Source organism: Streptomyces sp. NBC_01450 (assembly GCF_036227505.1).
Lineage (GTDB): Bacteria > Actinomycetota > Actinomycetes > Streptomycetales > Streptomycetaceae > Streptomyces.
On the sequence record NZ_CP109480.1, the window covers coordinates 2,149,017 to 2,173,966 of the forward strand.

General features: G+C 70.7%; 21 protein-coding genes and 1 pseudogene. 8 read left to right on the forward strand and 14 right to left on the reverse strand.

From position 1 onward, the window contains the following. Positions 1–215: 215 nt before the first annotated feature. The 7 genes from OG568_RS09925 to OG568_RS09955 form a co-directional block, all read right to left on the reverse strand. Complete coding sequence (locus OG568_RS09925; protein ID WP_329531158.1) at positions 216–989, reverse strand: ABC transporter ATP-binding protein; 774 nt, start codon at positions 987–989, stop codon at positions 216–218. After that, the gene (locus tag OG568_RS09930; RefSeq protein WP_329531159.1) at positions 982–1,911 is read right to left on the reverse strand and encodes an ABC transporter permease; all 930 of its coding nucleotides are present in this window, start codon (positions 1,909–1,911) and stop codon (positions 982–984) included. Before OG568_RS09930 ends, OG568_RS09925 begins: the two co-directional genes overlap by 8 nt. 119 nt (positions 1,912–2,030) lie before the next feature. Continuing rightward, a complete protein-coding gene (locus tag OG568_RS09935; protein WP_266427494.1) occupies positions 2,031–2,915 on the reverse strand; it encodes a glycosyltransferase family 2 protein in 885 nt (294 codons plus the stop codon). Further along, the gene (locus OG568_RS09940) at positions 2,912–3,691 is read right to left on the reverse strand and encodes a CDP-alcohol phosphatidyltransferase family protein (protein WP_329531160.1); all 780 of its coding nucleotides are present in this window, start codon (positions 3,689–3,691) and stop codon (positions 2,912–2,914) included. Before OG568_RS09940 ends, OG568_RS09935 begins: the two co-directional genes overlap by 4 nt. Then, positions 3,669–4,730 (reverse strand): iron-containing alcohol dehydrogenase family protein, encoded by a 1,062-nt coding sequence (locus OG568_RS09945; RefSeq protein WP_329531161.1) that lies wholly within the window; start codon positions 4,728–4,730, stop codon positions 3,669–3,671. Before OG568_RS09945 ends, OG568_RS09940 begins: the two co-directional genes overlap by 23 nt. Then, entirely contained in the window at positions 4,718–5,470 is a 753-nt protein-coding gene (locus OG568_RS09950) for a phosphocholine cytidylyltransferase family protein (protein WP_266427502.1), read from the reverse strand. The genes OG568_RS09945 and OG568_RS09950 overlap by 13 nt, the downstream gene beginning before the upstream one ends. Further along, positions 5,467–7,254 (reverse strand): DUF5941 domain-containing protein, encoded by a 1,788-nt coding sequence (locus OG568_RS09955; protein ID WP_329536319.1) that lies wholly within the window; start codon positions 7,252–7,254, stop codon positions 5,467–5,469. The genes OG568_RS09950 and OG568_RS09955 overlap by 4 nt, the downstream gene beginning before the upstream one ends. 360 nt (positions 7,255–7,614) lie before the next feature. Here OG568_RS09955 and galE point away from each other — a divergent pair, with 360 nt between their 5' ends. From galE to idi, 4 genes and pseudogenes are all read left to right on the forward strand, one after another. Then, the gene (gene galE, locus OG568_RS09960; protein ID WP_329531162.1) at positions 7,615–8,592 is read left to right on the forward strand and encodes a UDP-glucose 4-epimerase GalE; all 978 of its coding nucleotides are present in this window, start codon (positions 7,615–7,617) and stop codon (positions 8,590–8,592) included. 137 nt (positions 8,593–8,729) lie between these two features. Then, entirely contained in the window at positions 8,730–9,668 is a 939-nt protein-coding gene (locus OG568_RS09965; protein WP_266654417.1) for a cation diffusion facilitator family transporter, read from the forward strand. Positions 9,669–9,898: 230 nt separating this feature from the next. Further along, positions 9,899–10,651, forward strand: a pseudogene (locus OG568_RS09970) (class I SAM-dependent methyltransferase); the annotation flags it as partial. A gap of 374 nt (positions 10,652–11,025) precedes the next feature. Continuing rightward, positions 11,026–11,619: an isopentenyl-diphosphate Delta-isomerase gene (gene idi / locus OG568_RS09975; RefSeq protein WP_266427509.1), complete on the forward strand. Its 594-nt coding sequence runs from the start codon at positions 11,026–11,028 to the stop codon at positions 11,617–11,619. Positions 11,620–11,652: 33 nt separating this feature from the next. On the opposite strand, the gene OG568_RS09980 is transcribed toward idi, so the two are convergent. Then, the gene (locus tag OG568_RS09980; protein ID WP_329536320.1) at positions 11,653–12,159 is read right to left on the reverse strand and encodes an ATP-binding protein; all 507 of its coding nucleotides are present in this window, start codon (positions 12,157–12,159) and stop codon (positions 11,653–11,655) included. Positions 12,160–12,380: 221 nt separating this feature from the next. Further along, positions 12,381–12,965, reverse strand: a complete 585-nt coding sequence (locus OG568_RS09985) for an HdeD family acid-resistance protein (protein ID WP_329531163.1) — start codon at positions 12,963–12,965, stop codon at positions 12,381–12,383. A 66-nt stretch (positions 12,966–13,031) separates the two neighbouring features. On the opposite strand from OG568_RS09985, the gene OG568_RS09990 reads away from it, so the two are divergent. Beyond that, entirely contained in the window at positions 13,032–13,841 is an 810-nt protein-coding gene (locus OG568_RS09990; protein ID WP_329531164.1) for an enoyl-CoA hydratase/isomerase family protein, read from the forward strand. Here the strand turns inward: OG568_RS09990 and OG568_RS09995 are convergent. Beyond that, on the reverse strand, positions 13,831–14,466 hold the full coding sequence (locus OG568_RS09995) for a DJ-1/PfpI family protein (protein WP_329531165.1): 636 nt from the start codon (positions 14,464–14,466) through the stop codon (positions 13,831–13,833). The genes OG568_RS09990 and OG568_RS09995 overlap by 11 nt on opposite strands. Positions 14,467–14,516: 50 nt before the next feature. Next, a complete protein-coding gene (locus tag OG568_RS10000) occupies positions 14,517–15,470 on the reverse strand; it encodes a GlxA family transcriptional regulator (protein ID WP_266588355.1) in 954 nt (317 codons plus the stop codon). Between the two features lie 111 nt (positions 15,471–15,581). Between OG568_RS10000 and OG568_RS10005 the strand changes: the two genes are divergently transcribed. Next, positions 15,582–16,448, forward strand: coding sequence for an SCO6745 family protein (locus tag OG568_RS10005; RefSeq protein WP_329531166.1), 867 nt, complete (start codon positions 15,582–15,584; stop codon positions 16,446–16,448). An 88-nt stretch (positions 16,449–16,536) separates the two neighbouring features. Next, the gene (locus OG568_RS10010; RefSeq protein ID WP_329531167.1) at positions 16,537–18,924 is read left to right on the forward strand and encodes a Tex family protein; all 2,388 of its coding nucleotides are present in this window, start codon (positions 16,537–16,539) and stop codon (positions 18,922–18,924) included. Between the two features lie 112 nt (positions 18,925–19,036). On the opposite strand, the gene OG568_RS10015 is transcribed toward OG568_RS10010, so the two are convergent. Both OG568_RS10015 and OG568_RS10020 read right to left on the reverse strand, forming a co-directional pair. Continuing rightward, the gene (locus OG568_RS10015; protein ID WP_266588350.1) at positions 19,037–20,677 is read right to left on the reverse strand and encodes an ABC-F family ATP-binding cassette domain-containing protein; all 1,641 of its coding nucleotides are present in this window, start codon (positions 20,675–20,677) and stop codon (positions 19,037–19,039) included. An 85-nt stretch (positions 20,678–20,762) separates the two neighbouring features. Beyond that, complete coding sequence (locus OG568_RS10020) at positions 20,763–21,788, reverse strand: oxidoreductase (RefSeq protein ID WP_329531168.1); 1,026 nt, start codon at positions 21,786–21,788, stop codon at positions 20,763–20,765. Positions 21,789–21,854: 66 nt separating this feature from the next. Here OG568_RS10020 and OG568_RS10025 point away from each other — a divergent pair, with 66 nt between their 5' ends. Next, positions 21,855–22,829 (forward strand): FAD-dependent oxidoreductase, encoded by a 975-nt coding sequence (locus tag OG568_RS10025; protein WP_329531169.1) that lies wholly within the window; start codon positions 21,855–21,857, stop codon positions 22,827–22,829. 13 nt (positions 22,830–22,842) lie between these two features. On the opposite strand, the gene OG568_RS10030 is transcribed toward OG568_RS10025, so the two are convergent. Further along, positions 22,843–24,804 (reverse strand): Xaa-Pro dipeptidyl-peptidase, encoded by a 1,962-nt coding sequence (locus OG568_RS10030; protein WP_329531170.1) that lies wholly within the window; start codon positions 24,802–24,804, stop codon positions 22,843–22,845. Positions 24,805–24,950: the final 146 nt, after the last annotated feature.

Sequence of the window (24,950 nt, forward strand, 5' to 3'; positions counted from 1 at the left end):
CGGTGCCGGATGTCGCGCGGTATCGCCCCACTTGCCGCGATTCAGCACCGGTACAGCTTACGTTGTACAACGCAGCGAGGTTCGTCGGGGTGTCCTGCACATCACAACAACACACCGATTGGTGTCAAGATTCCTAAGGCCAGCAGGAGTTGGCGTTTCCTTTGCAGACGCAGGGCCCCGCCGAATCGTTGCGGCGGGGCCCTGGGCGTTGCGGGCTACTTGCCCGTGAACTTCTCGTACTCCTTGAGGACCTCTTCGGTCGGACCGTCCATCCGCAGCTCACCGCGCTCCAGCCAGAGCACGCGGTCGCAGGTGTCGCGGATCGACTTGTTGTTGTGGCTGACCAGAAACACCGTGCCCGCGCTCTTGCGCAGCTCGCGGATGCGGGCCTCCGAGCGCTTCTGGAAGGAGCGGTCTCCGGTGGCCAGGGCCTCGTCGATCATCAACACGTCGTGGTCCTTGGCGGCCGCGATGGAGAACCGCAGCCGCGCCGCCATCCCGGAAGAGTACGTCCGCATCGGGAGGGTGATGAAGTCGCCCTTCTCGTTGATGCCCGAGAAGTCGACGATCTCCTGGTAGCGCTCCCTGATCTGCTCGCGGGACATGCCCATCGCGAGGCCGCCCAATATGACGTTCCGTTCGCCCGTGAGGTCGTTCATCAGGGCCGCGTTCACGCCGAGCAGCGAGGGCTGACCGTCGGTGTAGACCTTGCCCTTCTCGGCGGGCAGCAGTCCGGCGATGGCCCGCAGGAGCGTGGACTTACCGGAGCCGTTGGAGCCGATCAGGCCGATGGCCTCGCCGCGGTAGGCCGTGAAGGAGACGCCCCTGACGGCGTGCACCTTGCGCACGCCCCGCTCCTCGCCGCGCTTGATGATGCGGCTGAGGGCGGAGGTGGCGCTGCCCTTTCCGGTCTTGGCGCCGTTCACGCGGTAGACGATGTGCAGCTCGTCCGCGATGACGGTCGGGATGTGGGATGTCTGCTCAGCCACGGCCGTACCTCTCTTCCGCCTTCCAGAAGTACACGAACCCGCCGCCGGCGACGACCACGGCCCAGAAGGCGGCGATGGCCCACACATGGGGCGGCAGGTTGGAGGCGCCGTAGCCGTCGATGAGAGCGAAGCGCATCAGGTCCATGTAGATCGCGGCCGGGTTCACCTGGAGCGCGCGGATGAACCACTCCGGCCGCCCGACCAGCATGTTGCTGATGGAGAACATGACGCCCGAGGTGTACATCCAGGTGCGCACGATGAACGGCATCAGCTGGGCGAGGTCCGGCGTCTTGGCGCCCATGCGCGCGACGATCAGCGCGAGGCCGGTGTTGAAGAGGAACTGCAGCACCAGCACCGGGACGATCAGCAGCCAGGACAGACCCGGGACGCCGCCGAAGCCGATCACCACGACAAACAGCACGAGCATCGAGAAGAGCAGTTGCTGGAGCTGCTGGAGCGCGAAGGAGATGGGCAGCGAGGCGCGTGGGAAGTGCAGCGCGCGCACCAGCCCGAGGTTGCCCGAGATCGCGCGGACGCCCGCCATGATCGAGCTCTGCGTGAAGGTGAAGACGAAGACACCGGTCACCAGGAACGGGATGTAGGTGTCGTGGGACATGCCTCGGCTGGCCTTGAGGATCACGCCGAAGATGAAGTAGTACACGGCCGCGTTCAGCAGCGGCGTCGCCACCTGCCACAGCTGGCCGAGCTTGGCCTGGCTGTACTGGGCGGTGAGCTTCGCCTGCGAGAAGGCGAGGATGAAGTGCCGTCGCCCCCACAGCTGACGCACGTACTCGGCGAGCCCGGGCCGGGCACCGCTGACCGCGAGCCCGTACTTGGCGGCCACGTCGGCCGCGGAGAGCCCGTCATCGGGGGACGGACGATCGCTCACCGCGACAGCTCCGTCATGCGTTGTCTCACTCACAAATGGAAACTTTCGTCTTCATGATGCGCACGGCCTGGTCGGGCAGAGGCTGGGGGCACGGATCGCGGTACGGCGAACGTGCTCCCGGTACCGAGCTTGTCAGATGGCGTGGGAGCTTGTCAGATGACGGGAGGACGGCCGAGGCGGGTAAGCCGCCACACCGTACGCCACCTCATGGGGCGCCGAGGGCCGCAGGGACTGGTCCAGCCCTCCTTGAAACCGCCGAACCACGCCTTCAGGGCAGGTCCCGAGGGACGGCGGGCCAAGGTGAGGAGCATCCAGACGCCGAGGTACACGGGGACGAGCGGCGCGGGAAGGTTTCGGCGCGCGAGCCAGACGCGGTTGCGGGCCACCATGCGGTGGTAGACCGCGTGCCGCGAAGGGGCGGTCGTGGGGTGGTACAGCACCATGTCGGACCGGTAGTCGATCATCCAGCCCGAGTCGAGGGCCCGCCATGCCAGGTCGGTTTCCTCGTGGGCGTAGAAGAACTCGTCCGGAAGTCCGCCGACCTCGGCGAAGACCTTCGTACGGACCGCGTTGGCGCCGCCGAGGAAGGTGGTCACGCGCGAGGAGCGCATCGGGTCGGAGGCGCGCAGCCGCGGTACGTGGCGGCGCTGGGTCTCCTTGGTCTCGGGGTCCGCGATCCGGAAGCTGATGATGCCGAGATCGGGGTCGGAGGTGAAGGCCCGGCGGCACAGCTCGGCGGTGTCGTGGGTGGCGAGGAGGCCGTCGTCGTCGAGGAAGAGCAGGATGTCGACGTCCGTGCCGCCGGGGCCGAAGGCCTCGATGCCGACGTTGCGGCCGCCGGGAATGCCGAGGTTCTCGGGCAGCTCGACGGTGCGTATGCCGTCGGGGACGTCCGGGACGGGCGAGCCGTTGCCGACCACGACCACCTCGACCCGGTCGCCGTCCTGCTTGGCGACGGAGTCCAGCAGGGCTCGGAGTTCGTCGGGGCGGTTGCCCATGGTGATGATGACCGCGCCGACCTTCATCGCCGTACTCACTTCAGCCTGCTGGAGACGAGGATGGACACGAGGTGCAGCACGGTCTGCAGGAGCGCGATGCCGGCCAGGACCGCGACGCCGAGGCGGGTGAAGAACAGGTCTCCGCGCACCGAGTCCACGATCGCCAGCACCAGGATCAGCAGGGACGCCTCGATGCCGAGCACCAGCCGGTGGAACTTCAGCGCCGCGGCGGCCTTGCGGGCCAGCGCCATGCCCGACGAGCGCGGCTCGGACGCCGACTCCTTGACCGGAGGCAGCCCGCCCTGGTGACGGGCGACGCCGACGAGGTCGGTCTCGGCCTTGATCAGGATCGCGCCGAGGGCCGCCAGGGTGCCGAGGAAGGCCCAGAGCCAGTCGATCCGCCCGGAACCCCACGGATCGGCGGCACGCAGGCCGAAGCCGACGAGCACCGCGGCGTCCGTCAGATAGGCACCGACCCGGTCCAGGTAGACCCCGCCGAGCGAGAACTGCTTCTTCCAGCGCGCTATCTCGCCGTCGACGCAGTCGAGCAGCAGATAGAGCTGGACCATGATCACGCCGAGCACGGCGCCCGGGATCCCCGGCACCAGCAGGGCCGGGGCAGCGAGCACGCCGAAGACAGTCATCAGGTACGTGAGCTGGTTGGGCGTGATCCTGGTGTTCACCAGGTAGCGGTCGCAGCGCAGCGAGATCTCTCGCATGTAGAGGCGTCCCGCCCAATGCTCACCGCTGCGCCGGTCCTTCACCCCTGCGGGATGAACGACGGGGCGGAGTTCAGCTACTGATGGCCTTGGCATAGTCGGAGTAGATGTCCTTGATCTGGTTGGGTTTCAGGTCGAGGTGTTCGAGGATCGTGTAACGGCCCGGCCGGGTCTGCGGAGCGAACTCCACGACCTGCACGAACTCGTCCACGGTGAACCCGATCTCCTCGGGCAGTACCGGCAGCCCGTGCCGGCGCAGCACCTCGGCCGTGTACGCCGACTCCTCGTGCGCCCCCCGCAGGTACATCGCGAAGGCCGCGCCCAGGCCGCACTGCTCACCGTGGCTCGCCGCGCGCTTGGGGAAGAGGAGGTCGAAGGCGTGGTTGATCTCGTGGCAGGAGCCCGAGGCGGGCCGTGAGTCGCCCGAGATCGACATCGCGATGCCCGTGAGGACCAGCGCCTCGGCCAGCACCTGGAGGAAGTCGTTGTCCCCGATGCCGCCCGGGTGCCGGAGCACCGCCTCGCCGGCCTGGCGGGCCATCGCGGAGGCGAGGCCGTCGATCTTTTCGCCGTTGACGCGGTTGGAGAGTTCCCAGTCCGCGATCGAGTTGATGTTGGAGATCGCGTCGCCGATGCCGGCTCGCACGAAGCGCGCCGGTGCCTCACGGATCACATCGAGGTCGATGACGACCGCGATCGGGTTCGGCACGCCGTAGGAGCCGCGGCCCGCGTCGTTGTCGAGGGTCGCGACGGGCGAGCACAGGCCGTCGTGCGCGAGGTTGGTCGGCACGGCGACCAGCGGAAGCCCGACCCGCGCCGCGGCGAACTTGGCGCAGTCGATGATCTTGCCGCCGCCCAGGCCCACGACCGCGTCGTAGTGGCCCGCCTTTATGGCACCGGCCAGCTGGATCGCGTCGTCGAGGGTGCCGCCGCCGACCTCGTACCAGGTGGCGCCGGGCAGGGCCGGGGCGATCCGCTCGCGCAGTCTCGCGCCGGAGCCGTTGCTCACGGCGACGGCCAGCTTCCCGGAGTGCGAGATCCGCTCGTCGGAGAGCACGCTCGCCAGGTCGTCCAGGGCACCCGGGCGGATGTCGACGACGACCGGCGAGGGAATGAGCCTCGTCAGTACTGGCACGCGATCTCCCGTCCCTTGGCGAGGTCGTCGTGGTTGTCGATCTCGACCCACTTGACCTCACCGATCGGCGCCACGTCGATCTTGAAGCCGCGGTTGACGAGCTCCTGGTAGCCGTGCTCGTAGAACTGCTGCGGGTCCGTCTCCCACACCGTCTTCAGGGCGTCGGCCAGGTCGGCGGCGGCGTCACCCTCGATGAGGGTGACACCGATGTACTCGCCGGTCGCCTCGGCGGGCTCCATCAGCTTGGTGATCTTCTGGACACCCTTGTCGGGGTGCACGACGACCTTCATCTCCTCGTCGGCGAGCTTCTTCACCGTGTCGAGGGCGAGGATGATCCTCTTGCCGTCGCCGCGCGCGGCCAGCAGCGTCTTCTCGACGGAGACGGGGTGCACGGTGTCGCCGTTGGCGAGGATGACACCGTCCTTGAGGGCGTCACGCCCGCACCACAGGGAGTAGGCGTTGTTCCACTCCTCGGCCTTGTCGTTGTCGATGAGGGTGATCTTGAGGCCGTACTTGGCCTCCAGGGCGTCCTTGCGGTCGTACACGGCTTCCTTGCGGTAGCCGACGATGATCCCGACCTCGGTCAGACCGATCTCGGCGAAGTTGCCGAGCGTCAGGTCCAGGACCGTGATGCTGTCCTCTATGCCCGCGGGGCCCACCGGCACGAGAGCCTTGGGGAGGCTGTCGGTGTAGGGACGCAGACGCCGTCCGGCGCCGGCCGCCAGCACGAGGCCGATCATGCGGGTTCTCCTTCATCGTGTACGGCGGGGGCCCCGGAGGACACCCAGAAGCGGATGCTCTCGACGAGCACCAGCAGCGCCACGGCCACGGCGAGCGCCGTGAGCGCGACCTTGAACTGTGCGGCGGTGAGCAGTGCGGCCAGGACGGTGACCAACAGCGTCCTGCCTTCGTGCCCGCCGATCGCCCGCACCAGCCAGTGCGGGGGAGCTCCGGCGTTGCCGCGGATGCGGTACACCGTGTCGTAGTGATGGTAGGCGACGGCCGCCACCAGGCCGAAGGCCGCGGGAAGTGCTCCGTTCACATCGGCTTTGGCCGCCAGTACCAGAACGGTGAGGTATTCGGCGGCGCGGAACAGCGGCGGGACCAGCCAGTCGAGGGCGCCCTTGAGGGGCCGGTACAGCGCCTGCCCGGAGGTGACGGTGTAGACGACGGCACCGGCGACGGGCGCCCAGGTCACCCCGGAGAAGAGGGAGACGGCGAGGACGGCCGTACCGCCCAGGGCCACCAGCAGCGGGGCGCCGAGGCGGACACGTGTGGCACGCGCCACGAGCGAGGCGAGCGGGCCATTGTCCGCGAGGTCCGCCAGCGCCTGCGCCGCCCGGTCCGTGCGCCGGGCCTTGCGGGTGAGCGAGCGCAGTACGCGGCCCGCCGTGGTGTACGTCGCGGCGAACGCGCAACCGACGAGCAGCGCGTAGAAGGTGATGCGGGGGGTCGTCAGCGCCGTGAGGACGGCGATCATCGCCCATCGTTCGCCGATGGGCAGGACTATCATCCGGCGCACCCAGACCGTCCAGCCGACGCTGTCGAGCTTGTCCGAGAGGGCGGCGGTGGGGCTGGTGTTGGCGGTGGCGTCGTGGTTCGCCTCGTTGAAGGAGAAGTCCACGACGTGCCGGCAGGTCTGCAGGATCATCGCGCCGAGCGCGAGGGCCCATACGTCGTCGCCGCCGCGGGCCGCTCCGAGGGCGAGGCCCGCGTAGTAGGCGTACTCCTTGGCGCGGTCGAAGGTCGCGTCCAGCCAGGCGCCGAGCGTCGAGTACTGCAGCGAGTAGCGGGCGAGCTGCCCGTCGGTGCAGTCCAGGACGAAGGAGAACAGGAGCAGCAGCCCGGCCGCGACGAATCCGGCGCGGGTGCCGGTGGCGGCGCAGCCCGCGGCGATCAGCGCGGTGATCAGCGAGGCGGTGGTGACCTGGTTCGGGGTCAGGCCGCGGCGGGCGCACCAGCGGGCGATGTAGCGCGAGTACGGGCTGATGCAGTACGTGGTGAAGAAGCCGTCGCGGGCCTTCACGGCGCTGCGCAGGCGTACGGCCTCGTCGTCCACGGCGGAGACGGCCTGCCGGACCTCGTTGCGCTCCTGCGGGTCGGCGGGAACCGCTGCGACGAGGGTGCCGAGCTCGGGGCGGAACACGGCGACGCCGTCCGCGTCGAGGGCCGTCGTGAGGCGCTCGGCGAGGTTGTCGGTGGCGACGGCGAGACCGCCGGGGGCGGAGCTCTCACGGGCCACGGCCCGGGTCAGCGCCCGGCGCGCCTCGGGCTGCACCGATACGGCGCCGGGCAGCGCGGAGGCCGCGAACCGTGGGTCCGTGAGGCCGAGGCGCAGTGCGTGCAGGTGCCCCACGAAGCGGGCGTCGACGACGGCGACCCGCTGGTCCGCCGGTACGGCGGCCAGCAGCGTCTCGGCGTCACCGGCTTCGTCGGCGAGCCGCACGTCGAAGCCGAGCGACCGCAGATCGCTCTCGAGCGACGATCCGGGGACCGGCTGGCCGGTGAGGATGGCGGTCGACAGCGAACTCACTCCCTGAGTGCCGGCGCGGCCTCGCGCCGGGCATGTACGTGGTGGGAAGGCCCCGGCCCCGGGCCCGCGGAGGGCTCAGGCCGCTGGGCGGCATGTCGGCAGAGGCTATCGGATGATGAGAAGCGGGCGTTCACCGCCCGTTCACTGCGCGATCAACCACATCTGCGTACCGCCTCCGCCGCGATCATCATCGGTGATCCGAGGGCCGTGCCACAAACCCGCACGTACAGAACGCACTATTCGCGCCATTGATCACGACACCCTACGCACCCTCCCGTAGTGGGGCAGGACGGTCGGATCGGGAGCCGGCACCGGCGCCGCCGGCGGCGCACCGGCATAGGGTGGTCGTCCATGACATGGCTGATCACAGGCGGGGCCGGATACATCGGGGCACACGTGGCGCGGGCGATGGCGGAGGCCGGGGAGCGCGTCGTCGCCCTCGACGACCTCTCGGCCGGGGTCGCGAACCGGCTTCCGGAGAGCATCCCGCTGGTGCAGGGCTCGTCACTGGACGGGGATCTGCTCAAGCGCGTCCTCGCCGAGCACGCGGTGACGGGTGTGGTGCATCTCGCCGCGCGCAAGCAGGTCGGCGAGTCCGTGGCCGAGCCGACGCGCTACTACCAGGAGAACGTGGGCGGACTCGCGACGCTGCTGGAGGCGGTCGCCGGGGCGGGCGTCAAGCGCTTCCTCTTCTCCTCGTCCGCGGCCGTCTACGGCAACCCGGATGTGGACCTCATCACGGAGGACACTCCTTGTGCACCGATGAGCCCGTATGGCGAGACGAAGCTCGCCGGGGAGTGGCTGGTCCGCGCGGCGGGCCGGGCGCACGGCATCGCGACCGTGTGCCTGCGCTACTTCAACGTGGCGGGCGCGGCCACACCCGAGCTGGCCGACACCGGTGTGTTCAACGTGATCCCGATGGTCTTCGACCGCCTCACCCGCGACGAGGCCCCGCGGATCTTCGGTGACGACTATCCGACACCGGACGGCACCTGCGTCCGTGACTACATCCACGTCGCCGACCTCGCCGAGGCACACCTCGCGGCGGCCCGGCGGCTGGCCGGCGGTGCGACGGGCGACCTCACGGTGAACATCGGCCGCGAGGAAGGGGTTTCGGTACACGAACTGCTCACGCTGATCGGGGAGGTCAGCGGGGACACCCGGCGGCCGGTCGTGGAGCCGCGCCGCCCGGGGGACGCGCCGCGCGCGGTCGCCTCGGCCGGGCTGGCCGCGCGGGAACTCGACTGGAGCGCACGGCGCGGGGTGCGGGAGATGGTGGACTCGGCGTGGCAGGGGTGGCTGCTGCATCACCCCCGGACACAGGGTTGACGATCTTGACCATGCTCTGACCTGCGGATCGTTTCCGCAGGTCAGAGCATATGACAACGATGTTCAGTGCGGCGTTGCCCGATACCCCCCACCCGTAGTTCACTGTGATCCCGCGCAGCGCACAGGAGGCGGCTTCCATGGGGGCTGGACACGATCACGGGCACGCCCACGGCGCGCCCACCAGCGGTACGGCGGCAGCCGCGTACCGCGGGAGACTGCGGGTCGCGCTGTCGATCACGCTCACGGTGATGGTGGTCGAGATCGTCGGCGGCCTCATGGCGGATTCGCTCGCGCTCGTCGCGGACGCGGCGCACATGGCGACGGACGCGGTGGGGCTCGGCATGGCGCTGCTCGCGATCCACTTCGCCAACCGCCCGCCCAGCGACAACCGCACCTTCGGCTACGCGCGGGCCGAGATCCTCGCCGCCCTCGCCAACTGTCTGTTGCTGCTCGGCGTCGGCGGCTACGTCCTGTACGAGGCGATCCACCGCTTCGTGACGCCCACGGACACCGAGGGCGGTCTGACCATCGTCTTCGGTCTGATCGGTCTGGTCGCCAACACGATCTCCCTCACCCTGCTGCTGCGCGGCCAGAAGGACAGCCTCAACGTGCGCGGCGCCTTCCTGGAAGTGGTGGCGGACGCGCTGGGCTCGGTGGCGGTGATCATCTCCGCCGTGGTGATCATGAGCACAGGTTGGCAGGCGGCCGACCCGATCGCCTCGATCCTCATCAGCGTCATGATCGTCCCGCGCACCTGGAAGCTGCTCCACGAGACGCTCGACGTGCTCCTGGAGGCGGCGCCCAAGAACGTCGACATGGCGGAGGTGCGCGCCCACATCGTGGCCCTGCCCGGCGTCGAGGACGTCCATGACCTGCACGCCTGGACCATCACCTCGGGCATGCCGGTCCTCTCCGCCCATGTCGTCGTCAGCTCCGACGTCCTGAACGCCATCGGCCACGAGAAGATGCTCCACGAGCTCCAGGGCTGCCTGGGCCACCACTTCGACGTGGAGCACTGCACCTTCCAGCTGGAACCGAGCGGGCACGCGGAGCACGAGGCGAAGCTCTGCCACTGAGCGAATCCGCCGGGAAGCTCCCGACCCGGCAGGCTCTTAATTCGCGGGCGTGGCCGACACCTCCGCTGCTAGCGTGACCGAAGACACGAGGAAGAGGTGGGTTGATGACTGTCGCGTTCGGTGCCGCTGTACGCGGCGACAGGTGCGTCCCCGTCCTCCGGGTCCACGGCTGACCCACGCCGAGCGGCGTGCGCGGCGGCCCGGGCCCCCGCATCCAAAGGTTTCCCACGTTGTCAGAGCATCACGACTCGTCCGACCACAGCGCCCTCCACGAGGCCTTCTTCACCCTGCGCCACCGACTGCCCCGGCAGAGCCCCGGCTCCGACGCCACCACCCGTCACCTGCTCTCCCTGGCGGGCCCGCTGCCCGCCCGTCCCCGCGCGCTCGACCTGGGCTGCGGCCCCGGCCGCTCGGCGCTGCTCCTGGCCGCCGAGGCCGCGGCCGAGGTGACGGCCGTCGATCTGCACGAACCGTTCCTCGACGAGCTGCGGACGGCCGCCGAGGCCCGGGGTCTTGCCGCGTCGATCGACATCGTCCACGGGGACATGGGTGAGCTCGCCCACCCCGACGGCTCGTTCGACCTGATCTGGGCCGAGGGTTCGGCCTATCTCATCGGTTTCGACACCGCCCTGCGCGATTGGCGCCGACTGCTCGCCCCCGGCGGCACGCTGGTCCTCACCCACTGTGTGTGGACCACCGACACGCCGTCCGACCAGGCCCGCGCGTTCTGGCGGGACGATTCGTTGCGCTCGACCGACGAGGACACCCGCGTCGCGCGCGACGCCGGGTACTCCGTACTGGGTGAGTACCTCCAGCCGGAGTCCGACTGGGACGAGTACTACGACGCGCTCGCCATTCACGCCGACGTGGCCGATGTCACCCGGCCCGGTATGGCCGAGGCGGTGGCGGGCGCCCGCGCGGAGATCGCCATGCGCCGCGAGCACGGGAGGGAGTACGGCTACGTGGGCTATGTCCTGCGTCCGGTCGCCATGGGCGCCTGACCCGTCCCGCCCGCCCGCGACCCGCGGCGACGCCTGCGTCCGTCGCCGTACGACGGGTGCGCCGCGCACCGCGGTGAACCCGCCGCGCACTACGGCATCCGGCCCGGGTCCGACGGGCCGGCCGGACATCGGGGCCAACGGGCCGGGCGAACACCTGATGGCCCCTGTCCTGGACGATTCCCCGTCCGTGGCACCGGGCACGATCAAGTGTCCGGCCGCTTTCGGTGACTGACACACGTCGGCCGCGTGTCCCGCTCCGGGCTCCCGGAGCGGGACATGCGGGGAGCCGCGAAGTGCCGGGAGTGCCGGATTCGTACGGCAGACTTGGGGCTCGAAGACCGATGCGAAGGATGGGTATGCCGATCACACCTGCCACCGCGACGCACAGTTCGTCGAACGGCACCGTTGAAGCGATCTTGCTCGAGTTGGTCGACGAGGACGGCAACACGATCGGCACGGCGGAGAAGCTCGCCGCCCATCAGCCACCCGGACAGCTGCACCGGGCCTTCTCCGTGTTCCTCTTCGACGAGCACGGTCGGCTGCTGCTCCAGCAGCGCGCCCTGGGCAAGTACCACTCCCCCGGTGTCTGGTCCAACACCTGCTGCGGTCACCCCTACCCCGCCGAGGCGCCCTTCGCGGCGGCGGCCCGGCGGACGTACGAGGAGCTCGGTGTCTCGCCCTCCCTGCTCGCGGAGGCGGGCACGGTCCGCTACAACCACCCGGACCCGGAGTCGGGCCTGGTGGAACAGGAGTACAACCACCTCTTCGTCGGTATGGTGCAGGCGTCGCTGCACCCCGATCCGGAGGAGGTCGGGGACACCGCGTTCGTGACCGCCGCCGAGCTCATGGAGCGGCACGCGAAGGACCCCTTCTCGGCGTGGTTCATGACGGTCCTGGACGCGGCCCGTCCGGCGATCAGGGAGCTGACGGGTCCGTCCGCCGGCTGGTGACGGCCCCGTCCTCGTAAGGTTCTCCCGAGGGCTCTAGAGGATGCTCGCAGTGAGCGGCAGGGCTGCCCAGATCACCTTGCCGCCACTCGCCGTGTGCTCGACGTCGCACACCCCGCCCGACTCCCTGGCGACCTCCCGCACCAGCAGCAGCCCACGGCCGCCGGTCTGACCGTGGTCGGCCTCCAGGGCGGTCGGGCGATAGGGGTGGTTGTCCTCCACCGAGACCCGCACCCACTCGGCGCCGACGGCCACCTCGACGGCGAGCATCGGGGACAGCAGTGCCGCGTGCCGTACGGCGTTCGTGACCAGTTCGGAGACGATCAGCAAAAGCCCGTGGGCGAGGTCGTCCGAGACGGGCACTTGCTGACGGAAGAGCAGGTCACGAACAGCGTGTCGCGCCTGCGGAACCGAGGCGTCGATGGCGGGAGCGGTGAACCGCCACACCCCCTCGTACGGCAGCGGACCCGGCGGTCTCCGATCGGGAGACACGTCCCCGGCGCCTTCAGAGCGGGAGTCGAACCCCCGCCCGTGGTTCTCCATCGTCCGGTCGCCACCCTTGCGCTCGATTGTCACCACACGTCGAGTGTTGGTAACGCGCTGGTCCGGACCGCATCGCTGAACGGAAGTCGGCGATTATCGACGGCTTCTGACCGTTGACGCATGTCACAGTCGGCCGTGCGACCACTCCTGCCTGTGTGGTGTCTGCTTCGAGAACTATTCGGGTTGTACGGGTTGGGCGCCGGGCTCGCCCGATTCGTCCGTCAACGGCCGCGCCCCGAGACCAGATGCACGATGCGCCGCCCGCCGAAGCCGGTGGCGATCAGGCCCAGCCCGTCGAAGAGCAGCGCGAGCGAGAAGAAGCAGCCGATCACGTACTTGCTGCTGCTCGGCCAGTTGTCCAGCACCAGGATGCCGAGGAGCAGGCCTAAGACGCCCTGCAGGAGGGTCCAGCCGAACTGCGGACCCCGCACCACGAGGCTGCCGACCAGGCGGAACACCCCACCGGTGAGGAACAGCAGGGCGGCGAACATGGTGAGCGCCTCGGCCGCGGCGTCCGGGCGGCGGATCACCACCACACCGGCCGCGATGTTCAGGGCCGCGACCACCACCCCGAGCCAGAAGAAGTTGGTGCCACGGGCCTGGATCGCGTGGAACAGTCCGACCGCGCCGCCGATCAGCAGCAGCCAGCCGAACAGGATCATCGAGGTCAGGGTGGCGACGCCGGTGTAGACGAGCCCGACGAGCCCCGCGATCACCAGGATCACTCCGAACGCGGCGGTCCAGCTGAAGTCGCGGTTCAGTTTCGAGGTCGCGGCGGTCGACGCCCTGTCCTTCGTTCCGGCCATCAGCGCCTCCTCGCGCCCGGCCCCTTCTTGATCGTACGTTCGAGGGTTGCGGATAGCATCCGGCGTATGGAGCCGCAGCTGCTGCACAGCGTTGGCGACGGGGTCGCCACCGTCGTCATCCACCACCCGGCCAAGCGCAACGCCATGACGGCCGCCATGTGGAGAGCGCTGCCACCCCTGCTCGACGGGCTCGCCGCCGACCCGGACGTCCGTGTACTCGTCCTCACCGGCGAGGGCGGCACCTTCTGCGCGGGGGCCGACATCTCGACGCTGCGGGGCTCCTCGGACGAGGCGCAGGGGCTCGCCGTGCGCGCCGAGGAGGCGCTCGCCGCGTTTCCCAAGCCGACGCTCGCGGCGATCCGCGGGTACTGCGTCGGCGGCGGGTCCCAGCTCGCGGCGGCCTGCGACTTGCGCTTCGCGGAGGAGGGGGCGGGGTTCGGAGTGACGCCGGCGAAGCTGGGGATCGTCTACGCGGCCTCGGCCACCCGGCGGCTGGTGTCGCTGGTGGGTCCGGCGACGGCCAAGTACCTGTTGTTCTCGGGCGAGCTGATCGACGCCGAACGGGCGCTGCGCACGGGGCTGGTGGACGAGGTACTGCCCGAGGGCGAACTCGGCAAGCGGGTCGGCGAGTTCACCCGTGTCCTGGCCGCGCGGTCGCTGCTGACGCAGGCGTCCGCCAAGGAATTCGCCAATGGGCGGACCGACCGGGACGCGTACTGGGCCGAGCAGGCGCGCGGAAGCGACGACACCGCGGAGGGCGTCGCCGCGTTCCTGGAGCGCCGGCCACCGCGCTTCACCTGGACCACGCCGGCGTCCACCGCGACCAGTCAGCCGTCCACCGCGACCACTCCGTCGCCCTCCGCAACTACTCCATGATGAAGCGGCTCTTCGCCCGGAACTCCTCCACGAGATGTGCGGGAGCCTTCTCGGGTGACCCGGCGTCGTAGGGCGGCTGCGGATCGTATTCCGTCAGCAGCTGTACGGCCTGTGCGTGTTCGTCGCCCGCGATCCGTCCGAGCAGGCCGAGCCCCATGTCGATACCGGACGACACGCCGGCCGCGGTGACGTACTTCCCGTCGAACACGACCCGCTCCCCGGTCGGCTCGGCACCGAACCGCTTGAGGTGGTCCAGGGCCAGCCAGTGCGAGGTGGCCCGGCGGCCCTCGAGCAGCCCTGCGGCGGCCAGCAGCAGGGAGCCGGTGCACACGGAGGTCGTCCAGGTGCTCGTGGCGTCGGCGGCGCGCAGCCAGTCCAGCAGGACCCGGTTCTCCATCTGCGGGGTCTGGCCCGGTCCGCCGGGGACCACGACGATGTCCGGATTCGGCACCTCGGCCAGGGTCTTGTCCGCGGTCAGAGCCAGATTGCCGCTGTCGTTGCGGACGGGGCCGGTGTGCTCCGCGACGAAGACGGTCTCCGCGTCGGGCAGGCGGCCGAGGGTCTCGTAGGGTCCCACGGCGTCCAGGGCGGTGAAGCGGTCGAAGAGGACGATGGCGATCTGCATCGGGTTCCTTTCCACGGGTGGGTGGGGCAGGGGCGTCAGGTGAGGGCCGGTCAACGCGTGGGGGCGGGGCGGAAGCGGCGCCGGTACTCCGCCGGTGCCGTGCCGAGCGCCTTCATGAAGGCGCGGCGCATCGCCTCGGGGGTGCCGTAGCCGCAGGCGCGGGAGATCTCCTCCACGCCGTCGGCCGTGTCCTCCAGGAGGCGCCGGGCGTGTTCGAGGCGCACCTGGTCGACGTACCGGCCCGGGGTCATGCCCGTCTCGGTCTGGAAGGCGCGGGCGAAGTGCCGGGACGAGAGCCGGGCGCGGGCGGCGAGCGACTCGACGGACAGGTCGCCGCCGGGGTGCTCGGTGATCCATTGCTGTACCTCGCGGAGCGGTTCGCGCTGCGCCGTCTGCGCGGCCAGCTGCGCGCTGAACTGGGCCTGGTTGCCCGGGCGGCGCAGGAAGACGACGAGGTGGCGGGCGACCGTCAGGGCGGCCTCGCGGCCGAGGTCCTCCTCCACGAGCGCGAGGGCGAGGTCGATGCCGGAGGTGACACCGGCCGAGGTGGACACCTGTCCGTCCCGCACATAGATGGGGTCGGGGTCGACCTCGACGGCCGGGTGGTCGCGGGCGAGTGCGTCGCAGTACGCCCAGTGGGTCGTCGCACGGCGACCGTCCAGAAGGCCCGCCTCGGCGAGCGGGATGGCGCCGGTGCAGACGGAGACCAGGCGCTCGGCGCGCGGCCCGTGCGCGCGCAGCCAGTCGGTCAGTCGGGGGTCGGGGCGCCGGGTGCCCAGGCCGCCCGGGACGAGCAGGGTGTGCGCGGCGGGCGCGTCGGCGAGGGCGTGGTCCGGGACGAGGGTCAGGCCGCTGGTCGTGCGCACGGGTGCGCCGTCCAGGGAGGCGGTGTGGATGCGGTACGAGCCGCCCCGGAGGGTCTCGGCGCCCGCGAAGACCTCCACGGGGCCCGTGACGTCGAGGCTCTGCACGTCGTCGAAGAGGACGACCAGGACGGTTCGCATGGAATCGATTCTTGGCGGACGAGGCGATGGCCGCAATGACGAGTACCCCACCTTTCCTGCCATCACCCCTCCCGCCTTCCCTACGTACCGACCAGTCGGTAACATTCGGCCATGACCACACCTCTGCCGGAGCGCGCCGGGCGGCGCTGCCACAACGTCCTCAACCCGCTGCACTCGACGCACTACTTCTCGCCGGATCTGGGACGGGAGATGGCCGACGTCGGGATCGAGGACAGCAACGGCGCCTACTTCGCCGTGCGGGCCGCCGCCATGGGGCCGGTGGGTCCCGGCACGGTGACGGCGACGTTCTACAACTTCCGCCACGAGCTGGTGGCCCGGCATGTGCCCGAGGTGTGGAAGAAGGCCTCCCCGGAGACCGTCCTCGCGGCACGCGCGCGTGCCGTCGACACGACCTGGCGCCGGCTCCTCGGCGAGGACGTCCTCGCCTCCAAGGAGGTCGCCGAGGCGGCGGAGCTCGCCCTGCGGGCCGCGGAGGCCTGCACGAGGACCGCCCGGCCGCTGTACGCGGCGCACGCCGACCTGCCGGTGCCCGACGCGCCGCACCTCGCCTTCTGGCACGGCGCCACGCTGCTGCGCGAGCACCGGGGCGACGGTCATCTCGCGGCGCTGCTCGACGCGGAGCTCGACCCCGTCGAGGCCCTGGTGAGCCACACCGCGACCGGCAAGGGCATGGCCCCGAAGTGGGCTCTGGGCACGCGCGGCTGGTCGCGCACGCACTGGGACGCGGCGGCCCGGCGGCTGCGCGAGCGCGGACTGCTCGACGCGGAGGGCGAGTTGACCGAGGCGGGGGTGGCCCTGCGCCAGGAGATCGAGAACCGCACGGACCGGCTGGACCGTGCCCCGTACGAGCATCTCGGCGCCGCGGGCGTGGAACGTCTGACCGAGTTGGCACGGGGCGTCCTGATGCGGGCGCTGGCCGCCGGCGCGTTCCCCGAGGGCATGACCGGCAAGGGCTGACAGCGCCGATCGGCGCCCTGATCCCCCGTTGTCGGTGTCACCTGCCACAATTGCCGCGCAACCTCAGTGGAGAAGGCGGTACGGGATCGTGACGACACCCCTCGTAGGGTCCATCGAAGGCAGGATCGCCGAGGAGCTCGGCGTACGGGAGCGGCAGGTCAAGGCCGCCGTCGACTTGCTCGACGGCGGGTCGACGGTGCCCTTCATCGCCCGCTACCGCAAGGAAGCGACCGAGATGCTCGACGATGCGCAGCTGCGCACCCTCGAGGAGCGGCTGCGCTATCTGCGGGAGCTGGAGGAGCGGCGCACGGCGATCCTCGAATCGGTGCGCGAGCAGGGCAAGCTCACCGAGGAGGTCGAGGCGCAGATCCGGGGCGCCGAGACGAAGGCGCGGCTCGAGGACATCTATCTGCCGTTCAAGCCGAAGCGGCGCACGAAGGCGCAGATCGCGCGAGAGGCGGGCCTGGAGCCGCTGGCCGAGGGCCTGCTGGGCGACGCGTCGGTCGACCCGCTCGCCGCCGCGGCGGCCTTCGTCGACGCCGACAAGGGCGTCGCCGACCCGCAGGCCGCGCTGGACGGCGCCCGGTCGATCCTCACGGAGCGGTTCTCGGAGGACGCCGACCTGATCGGCGAGCTGCGCGAGCGCATGTGGGTGCGCGGCCGCCTGGCCGCCAAGGTGCGGGACGGCAAGGAGGAGGCGGGCGCCAAGTTCGCCGACTACTTCGACTTCGCCGAGCCCTTCAAGGACCTGCCCTCGCACCGCGTCCTCGCCATGCTGCGCGGCGAGAAGGAGGAGGTCCTCGACCTCGTCCTGGAACCCGAGGAGCCCTCCGAGCAGCCCGGTCCCTCCTCGTACGAGGGAATCGTCGCCCACCACTTCCAGATCGCCGACCGCGGCCGCCCCGCCGACAAGTGGCTCACCGACACCGTCCGCTGGGCCTGGCGTACCCGCATCCTGGTGCACCTCGGCATCGACCTGCGTCTTCGGCTGCGCACGGCCGCCGAGGACGAGGCGGTGAACGTCTTCGCGGCGAACCTGCGGGACCTGCTGCTCGCCGCCCCGGCGGGCACCCGCGCGACGCTCGGACTCGACCCCGGTTTCCGTACGGGTGTGAAGGTCGCCGTGGTCGACGCGACCGGCAAGGTCGTCGCGACGGACGTGATCTACCCGCACGTCCCGGCCAACAAGTGGGACGAGGCCATCGCCAAGATCGCCCGTCTCGCCAAGGAGCACGCGGTCGAGCTGATCGCGATCGGCAACGGCACGGCGTCCCGCGAGACCGACAAGCTCGCCGGTGAACTCATCACCAAGCACCCGGAGTTGAACCTCACCAAGGTGATGGTGTCCGAGGCGGGGGCGTCGGTGTACTCGGCGTCCGCGTTCGCCTCGCAGGAGCTGCCCGACATGGACGTGTCACTGCGCGGCGCCGTCTCCATCGCGCGCCGCCTCCAGGACCCGCTGGCCGAGCTGGTGAAGATCGACCCGAAGTCCATCGGTGTCGGGCAGTACCAGCACGACCTGTCCGAGGTGAAGCTCTCCCGGTCCCTGGACGCGGTGGTCGAGGACTGTGTGAACGGCGTGGGCGTGGACGTGAACACGGCGTCCGCCCCGCTGCTCGCCCGCGTCTCCGGCATCACCTCCGGGCTCGCGGAGAACATCGTGGCGCACCGCGACACCAACGGCCCCTTCACGTCCCGTACCGCCCTCAAGAAGGTGGCCCGGCTCGGCCCGAAGGCGTACGAGCAGTGCGCGGGCTTCCTGCGCATCCAGGGCGGGGACGACCCGTTGGACGCGTCCAGCGTGCACCCGGAGGCGTACCCCGTGGTGCGGCGGATGGTGAAGACGGCGGGCAACGAGGTCGCCTCCCTGATCGGCAACACCGGTGTGCTGCGCTCGCTCAGGCCGACCGACTTCGTGGACGAGACGTTCGGTCTGCCGACCGTCACGGACATCCTGAAGGAACTGGAGAAGCCCGGGCGCGACCCGCGGCCCGCCTTCAAGACGGCCACCTTCAAGGAGGGCGTCGAGAAGATCTCCGACCTGGCCTCCGGGATGGTGCTCGAAGGGGTCGTCACCAACGTGGCCGCGTTCGGGGCGTTCGTGGACATCGGCGTCCACCAGGACGGTCTGGTGCATGTCTCGGCGATGTCGAAGACCTTCGTGAAGGACCCGCGCGACGTGGTCAAGCCGGGCGACATCGTCAAGGTGAAGGTGCTCGAGATCGACATCCCGCGCAAGCGGATCTCGCTCACCCTGCGGCTCGACGACGAGGCGGCTCCGGCGGATCAGCAGGGTGGGGGTGGGCGTCCGCAGCGGGGTGGCCGGCCCCCGCAGCAGCGCCAGCAGCAGCGTCAGCCGCGGAGCGGGGCGAGCGGCGGCGGTTCGCGGCAGGCCGCTCCGCCGCCGGCCAACAGTGCGATGGCCGACGCCTTGCGGCGCGCGGGGCTTGTCGATCCGAAGAAGGGCCGTCGTTGAGCCGCGGGTGAATCGTGGCTGGTCCCGCAGTGCCGCGCCCCTGAAGGGGCGCGGCACTGCGCCCACACTCCTGAAGCGACCGTAAGGTCGGCTCGCGTGTCCTTCCCGAGCGTCAGCGTTCCGTCACCTTGCCCGCCGCCACTTCCAGCCGGCGCGTGGTGTGGACCGCGTCGAGCATCCGGCGGTCGTGGGTCACGAGCAGCAGGGTGCCCTCGTACGAGTCGAGCGCCGACTCCAGCTGTTCGATCGCGGGAAGGTCGAGGTGGTTGGTCGGCTCGTCGAGGACGAGGAGGTTGACGCCCCGGCCCTGGAGCAGGGCGAGGGCCGAGCGGGTGCGCTCGCCCGGGGAGAGGGTGGCCGCGGGGCGCAGGACGTGTTCCGCTTTGAGGCCGAACTTGGCCAGCAGGGTGCGGACCTCGGCCGGTTCGGTGTCGGGGACGGCGGCGCTGAACGCGTCGAGCAGGGACTCGGAGCCGTGGAAGAGCTTGCGGGCCTGGTCGACCTCGCCCACGACCACCCCGGAACCGAGGGTCGCGTGACCGGCGTCCAGCGGGACCCTGCCGAGCAGGGCGCCGAGCAGGGTCGACTTGCCCGCGCCGTTGGCGCCCGTGACGGCGACCCGGTCCGCCCAGTCGATCTGGAGGGTCGCGGGGCCGAAGGTGAAGTCGCCGCGCCGTACCTCGGCGTCACGCAGGGTGGCGACGACGGCGCCGGAGCGCGGAGCGGCCGCGATCTCCATCCGCAGCTCCCACTCCTTGCGCGGCTCGTCGACGACGTCCAGGCGCTCGATCATGCGCTGGGTCTGGCGGGCCTTGGACGCCTGCTTCTCGCTGGCCTCGCTGCGGAACTTGCGGCCGATCTTGTCGTTGTCGTTGTTCGCCTTGCGCCGGGCGTTCTTGACGCCCTTGTCCATCCAGGAGCGCTGCATCTGGGCGCGGCCTTCGAGGGCGGAGCGCTTGTCGGCGTACTCCTCGTAGTCGTCGCGGGCGTGCCGGCGGGCGGTGTCGCGCTCCTCCAGGTAGGCCTCGTAGCCGCCGCCGTACAGGGTGATCTGCTGCTGGGCGAGGTCGAGTTCGAGCACCTTGGTGACCGTGCGGGTCAGGAACTCGCGGTCGTGGCTGACGACGACGGTGCCCGCGCGCAGCCCGGAGACGAAGCGTTCGAGCCGCTCCAGGCCCTCCAGGTCCAGGTCGTTGGTGGGCTCGTCGAGGAGGAAGACGTCGTAGCGGGAGAGGAGGAGCGAGGCGAGTCCGGCGCGGGCCGCCTGGCCGCCGGACAGCGACGTCATCGGCTGGTCGAGGTCGACGCCGAGCCCGAGGGTGTCGGCGACCTCCTCGGCGCGCTCGTCGAGGTCGGCGCCGCCCAGGTCGAGCCAGCGCTCCAGGCTCTCCGCGTACGCGTCGTCCGCGCCCGGCGCGCCGTCGACGAGTGCCTGCGTCGCCTCGTCCATCACGCGCTGGGCCTCGGCCACACCGGTGCGCCGGGCCAGGAACTCCCGGACGCTCTCGCCCTCCCGCCGCTCCGGCTCCTGCGGCAGATGGCCGACGGTCGCCGACGGCGGGGACAGCCGCAGCTCCCCCTCCTCCGGCGTGAGCAGTCCGGCGAGCATCCGCAGCAGGGTGGACTTGCCCGCGCCGTTGGCGCCGACGAGTCCGATCACATCGCCGGGCGCGACCACGAGGTCGAGCCCGGAGAAGAGCGAGCGGTCGCCGTGTCCGGCGGCGAGGTTCTTGGCGACGAGAGTGGCAGTCATCAGGAGGCCGATCCTAACGGCCCGGCCGCCCAGGCTGCGCCCTCGTTTCCCTGCGGGGCCACACCCCCTGTCCTGTGCGGTCCGCTCAGTGGGCCATCGCCTCCACCAGCACGCTCCCCGAGGTCCGCGCCACGAGGAAGGACTCCCCCTTCACGGCCTTGGCGTCCAGCGCGATCCGGTGTCTGCCCGCCTCCAGGATCCCGTCGAAGACCTCCCGCGTGTGGGTGCGGTACAGGCGATCGAGGCGGTACGCGGTGATCTGGACCCGGCAGGTGGAGGTGACCTCGATGCCCGCCTCGCCGTCTGCGGCGACCAGGCGGGTGAGGCGGCGCAGCTCGTGCGGGCCCCGGTCCAGGGCGTGCTCGATCTGGGCGACGAGGAGCGGGATGATCGGGGCCAGTCCGTCGACGTAGGCGACCTCGACCCCGGCCCGCTCGAAGGACCGCCGTACGGCCGCGCGCTCCTGCTCGGTGACGGCGCGCCCGAAGGCCACCGCGCCGTACTCGCGGAGTTCCTCGGCCGGGACGTCGGTGGCGTCGCGGGTGATGTCGGTGCCGATGCCGATGGCGCGCAGGGCGGCGGCGAGCTTGGCGAGCACGGCGACCCGGGCGCCGATGAGCAGGACCCGGCGGCGTGCCCCGGGGTCGCTGAGGAGGAGTGAGTTCAGGGCGCTGCGGTACTCGTCGCCGTGGAAGCGGAACGGCCCTATCCCGTGGTAGCCGTTGAGCTCCAGATCGGCGTGGTCGCCGGTCTGCCAGGCGAAGTCGCGCCACACGTAGTCGTCGGCGGGGTCGTCCTTCTCGATGACGGCGGTCACGGCACCGCATTCGATGCCCTGGCACTCGGGACAGCCGTAGATCACATAGCGGCCGTCGTCGAGCGGAGCCTCGGCCTCCAGGAGGAGGCTTCGGACCTGGGCGGTGAAGATGGCGGGGGGTACGTCGGAGGCGAGCGGGGACACCGCGTCGAGGTCGGAGAGCTGGTACAGCAGCGGGCGGCCGTCGACGATGAAGTCGACGAAGTCCCGGTGCACTTGGTAGTCACCGTTGGCGAGGACTCCACCGGCACGCATCGCCGGTGCCAGGCCGAAGGTCGCGTACTCGGCAGACATGCTGTGAGTATCCCCAGACTGGGAGTGATGTGAGCACGGCATGACATATTCCGCTAACGTCCCGGCATGGACAACGGGCGCGGCGATGATGTGATCGTGGTCGGAAGCGGTGTCGTCGGGCTGACGACGGCCGTGGCCCTGGCCGAGCGCGGCCGACGGGTACGGGTGTGGACGCGGGAGCCCGGCGAGCTGACCACCTCGGCCGTTGCCGGCGCGCTGTGGTGGCCGTACCGCATCCGGCCGAAGGCACGCGCGGGCGAATGGGCCCTCCAGTCACTCTCCGTGTACGAGCAGTTGGCGGCCCGGCCGGAGGAGACGGGCGTACGCGTGGTCGAGGGTGTACAGGGTGAGACACGGCTGGACGAGCTGGAGCCGTGGGCCGCCCGGGTGCCGGGGCTGCGGGCGGCGACGGCCGAGGAGTACGCGGGTACGGGGCTGTGGGCGCGGCTGCCGCTGATCGACATGCCGGTGCATCTGCGGTGGCTGCGCGAGCGGTTCCTGAAGGCGGGCGGGGTCATCGAGATACGGACGGTGACGGATCTCGCGGAGGTCGAGGCGCCGGTCGTCGTCAACTGCACGGGGCTGGGCGCCCACTCGCTCGTACCGGATGCGGTCGTACGGCCCGTGCGCGGGCAGCTCGTGATCGTGGAGAACCCGGGGATCCGCACCTGGCTCGTGTCGACGGACCCGGACGCCGGGACGACCACCTATGTCTTCCCGCACCCGGACCGGCTCGTGCTGGGTGGCACGACCGACGAGGACGACTGGTCGCTCACGCCGGATCCGGTGGCGGCCGGGGCGATCGTCGAACGGTGTGCGGCGCTGCGGCCGGAGATCGCCGGAGCGCGCGTGCTCGGCCATCGGGTGGGGCTGCGGCCGGTGCGCGACACGGTCCGGCTGGAACGCGAAGTACTGCCGGACGGGCGGGTGTTGGTGCACCACTACGGCCATGGCGGGGCGGGCGTCACGGTGGCCTGGGGTTGTGCGCGGGAGGCGGCCGGCCTCGCGCTGGGCGAGGAACCGGCCGCCGTGCACCCCTGAGGGCGTCAGTGGATCAGCGGGTCTCCCCCGGCACCCGCCGGGCACCGCTCGGATCACGTACGCCGTCGAGACCGGCCGTGGTCGCGGCTGCGGCGGATCCCGCGGTCGCCCTGGTGAAGGCCTCGGCGCCGCCGACGAACGGCACGCGGGCCGACGTACGGGACAGGTCCAGGGTGAGGGTCGGAGTGGTCGACGGCGGGTCGATGAGGTCCTTGTCGGTGCCCGCGACGATCAGGGCGAGCCGGTGGCCCGCCGGGACGACATGGTCGGTGGCGGCCAGGTCGAGCGTGATCGTGTACGCCTTGCCCGGGGTGAGCGGGGCGCCCTTGAGGTCGGAGGCGTAGTTGCCGAGGTCGGCCCAGCCGCGGCTGAAGACCGTGGCCCCGACGTCGGTCTTCTTCGCCTGGGTGACCTTGTAGCAGGAGCTGTCGCCGGTCGTGCTCGCACCCCAGCAGGTGCGGTCGGTGAGGGTGGTGATGCCCTCGCCGCCGTCGGCGTAGTCGCGGATGGTGTCCGGTCCCAGGTCGACCAGGACCGCGGAGAGGTGGGCCGTCGAGGTGGTCGGCGTGGCGGTGACGGTCACCTTGGAGGAGCCGGACAGCCGCACGTCCCTGGTCAGCGCCTTGGTGACGAACCCGGCCTTGCCGGGCGTGGACCGGTCGATGTCCGCGGCCCAGTCGGTCTCGCTCAGCCGCGGGTCATCGGTGAAGGTCTCGGTTCCGGAGCCGGTACGCAGGCCGAGGGTGCCGACGCCCGCCTGGGTGCCCGTGCCCGGACGGAGTGTCGTCGTCTGCGTCCCGCGGGGCGGCCAGACGCTGGAGGTGACCCACTGGTCGGGGTGGCGCTCGATGTCGGCCATGGGCTCGTCGTCGATGCCGTTGTCGTAGCCGAGGAGTTCATGGTCGAACCAGCGGTGCAGGGTGTCGACCCAGGCGGTGCGACGGAAGTCGAAGGGGTCGACATGGCCGGTCTGGGAGAGCCAGATCTTGCGCTCGACGCCGTTCTTGGCGAGGGCGCTCCACCACTGGCCGAAGTTCTTGGTGCGCACGTTGAGGTCCTGCATGCCGTGCACCAGGAAGACGCTCGCCTTGACCTTGCTCGCGTCCTTCACGTAGTCGCGTTCGGTCCAGAACTTGGTCCAGTCACCGGTGCGCGGCGCCCCGTCGACGAGCTTCTGCTGCACGGCGGCGCACTTGGCGGTGGCCTCGGGGCTGTCGACGTAGCCGGAGAGCCAGTCCGGGCCCGAGTCGTACAGCGGGGCGCCCTTGGCGAAGTAGTAGTCGTACCAGGAGGAGATGGCGCTGATCGGCACGATGGTCTTCAGGCCCTTGACGCCGGTCGCGGCGACACCGTTGGCGATGGTGCCGTCCCAGCTCTTGCCGATCATGCCGGTGCTGCCGTTGGTCCAGGTCGCCTTGGCCCGGTCCACGCCGGTGCGCGTGGTGTAGCCCTTGGCCCGGCCGTTGAGCCAGTCGATCACGGACTTCGCGGACTGGATGTCGGAGCGGCCGCCGACATCCACACAGCCGTCGGACCGATTGGTTCCGGCCAGGTCGACGCCGACGAAGGCGTAGCCGCGCGGCACGAAGTAGTTGTCGTAGAACAGCGGCATCTGGACGACGTTGCCGTTCGCGTCGTACGTCTTGAGCTGGCTCTCGTTGCCGCGCCCGCAGCAGGAATAGTACGGGCTGGCGTCCATGATCACGGGAACCTTGCGGCCCTGCTGGGCGAGTTCACGGGGCCGGACGATGTCGACGGCGACGCGGTCGGTCTTCCCGTCGCCGTCGCCGTCGAGGCCGGTGTCCACCCAGACGGATTCGCGGATCGCGTTCTCGTACGAGTAGACCGGGGTGCTCTCCCGGGGCGCGCCGTGTGCGGCGGCGGGGGCGAGGAAGACGGCCATCAGGGCGGCGGTGGCCGCCGTCGCGAGCGATCTCCAGGTCGTGAAGCGCATACGGCGCGCTGGTTTCGGCATGCGCGGAAGGTACCCCGGTCAACTCCCGTACAAAAGAGGGTCTGTGGAGGCAGCCAGGCCCGAATGGGTCATGTCGGCCGAATGGCGATCGTGTGACAGGAGGGGCGGTGGGCAGGGTGACGGCACAGGGAGTCAATAGGCTCCGA

Bases quoted from the DNA above. Each gene is read 5' to 3' on its own strand.
- galE (WP_329531162.1), top strand. From the start codon at position 7,615: ATGACATGGCTGATCACAGGCGGGGCCGGATACATCGGGGCACACGTG.
- OG568_RS09965 (WP_266654417.1), top strand. From the start codon at position 8,730: ATGGGGGCTGGACACGATCACGGGCACGCCCACGGCGCGCCCACCAGC.
- OG568_RS09980 (WP_329536320.1), bottom strand. From the start codon at position 12,159: ATGGAGAACCACGGGCGGGGGTTCGACTCCCGCTCTGAAGGCGCCGGG.
- OG568_RS10005 (WP_329531166.1), top strand. From the start codon at position 15,582: ATGACCACACCTCTGCCGGAGCGCGCCGGGCGGCGCTGCCACAACGTC.
- OG568_RS10000 (WP_266588355.1), bottom strand. From the start codon at position 15,470: ATGCGAACCGTCCTGGTCGTCCTCTTCGACGACGTGCAGAGCCTCGAC.
- OG568_RS09985 (WP_329531163.1), bottom strand. From the start codon at position 12,965: ATGGCCGGAACGAAGGACAGGGCGTCGACCGCCGCGACCTCGAAACTG.
- idi (WP_266427509.1), top strand. From the start codon at position 11,026: ATGCCGATCACACCTGCCACCGCGACGCACAGTTCGTCGAACGGCACC.
- OG568_RS09940 (WP_329531160.1), bottom strand. From the start codon at position 3,691: ATGCCAAGGCCATCAGTAGCTGAACTCCGCCCCGTCGTTCATCCCGCA.
- OG568_RS10025 (WP_329531169.1), top strand. From the start codon at position 21,855: ATGGACAACGGGCGCGGCGATGATGTGATCGTGGTCGGAAGCGGTGTC.
- OG568_RS10020 (WP_329531168.1), bottom strand. From the start codon at position 21,788: ATGTCTGCCGAGTACGCGACCTTCGGCCTGGCACCGGCGATGCGTGCC.
- OG568_RS09950 (WP_266427502.1), bottom strand. From the start codon at position 5,470: ATGATCGGCCTCGTGCTGGCGGCCGGCGCCGGACGGCGTCTGCGTCCC.
- OG568_RS09990 (WP_329531164.1), top strand. From the start codon at position 13,032: ATGGAGCCGCAGCTGCTGCACAGCGTTGGCGACGGGGTCGCCACCGTC.
- OG568_RS09995 (WP_329531165.1), bottom strand. From the start codon at position 14,466: ATGCAGATCGCCATCGTCCTCTTCGACCGCTTCACCGCCCTGGACGCC.
- OG568_RS10015 (WP_266588350.1), bottom strand. From the start codon at position 20,677: ATGACTGCCACTCTCGTCGCCAAGAACCTCGCCGCCGGACACGGCGAC.
- OG568_RS10030 (WP_329531170.1), bottom strand. From the start codon at position 24,804: ATGCCGAAACCAGCGCGCCGTATGCGCTTCACGACCTGGAGATCGCTC.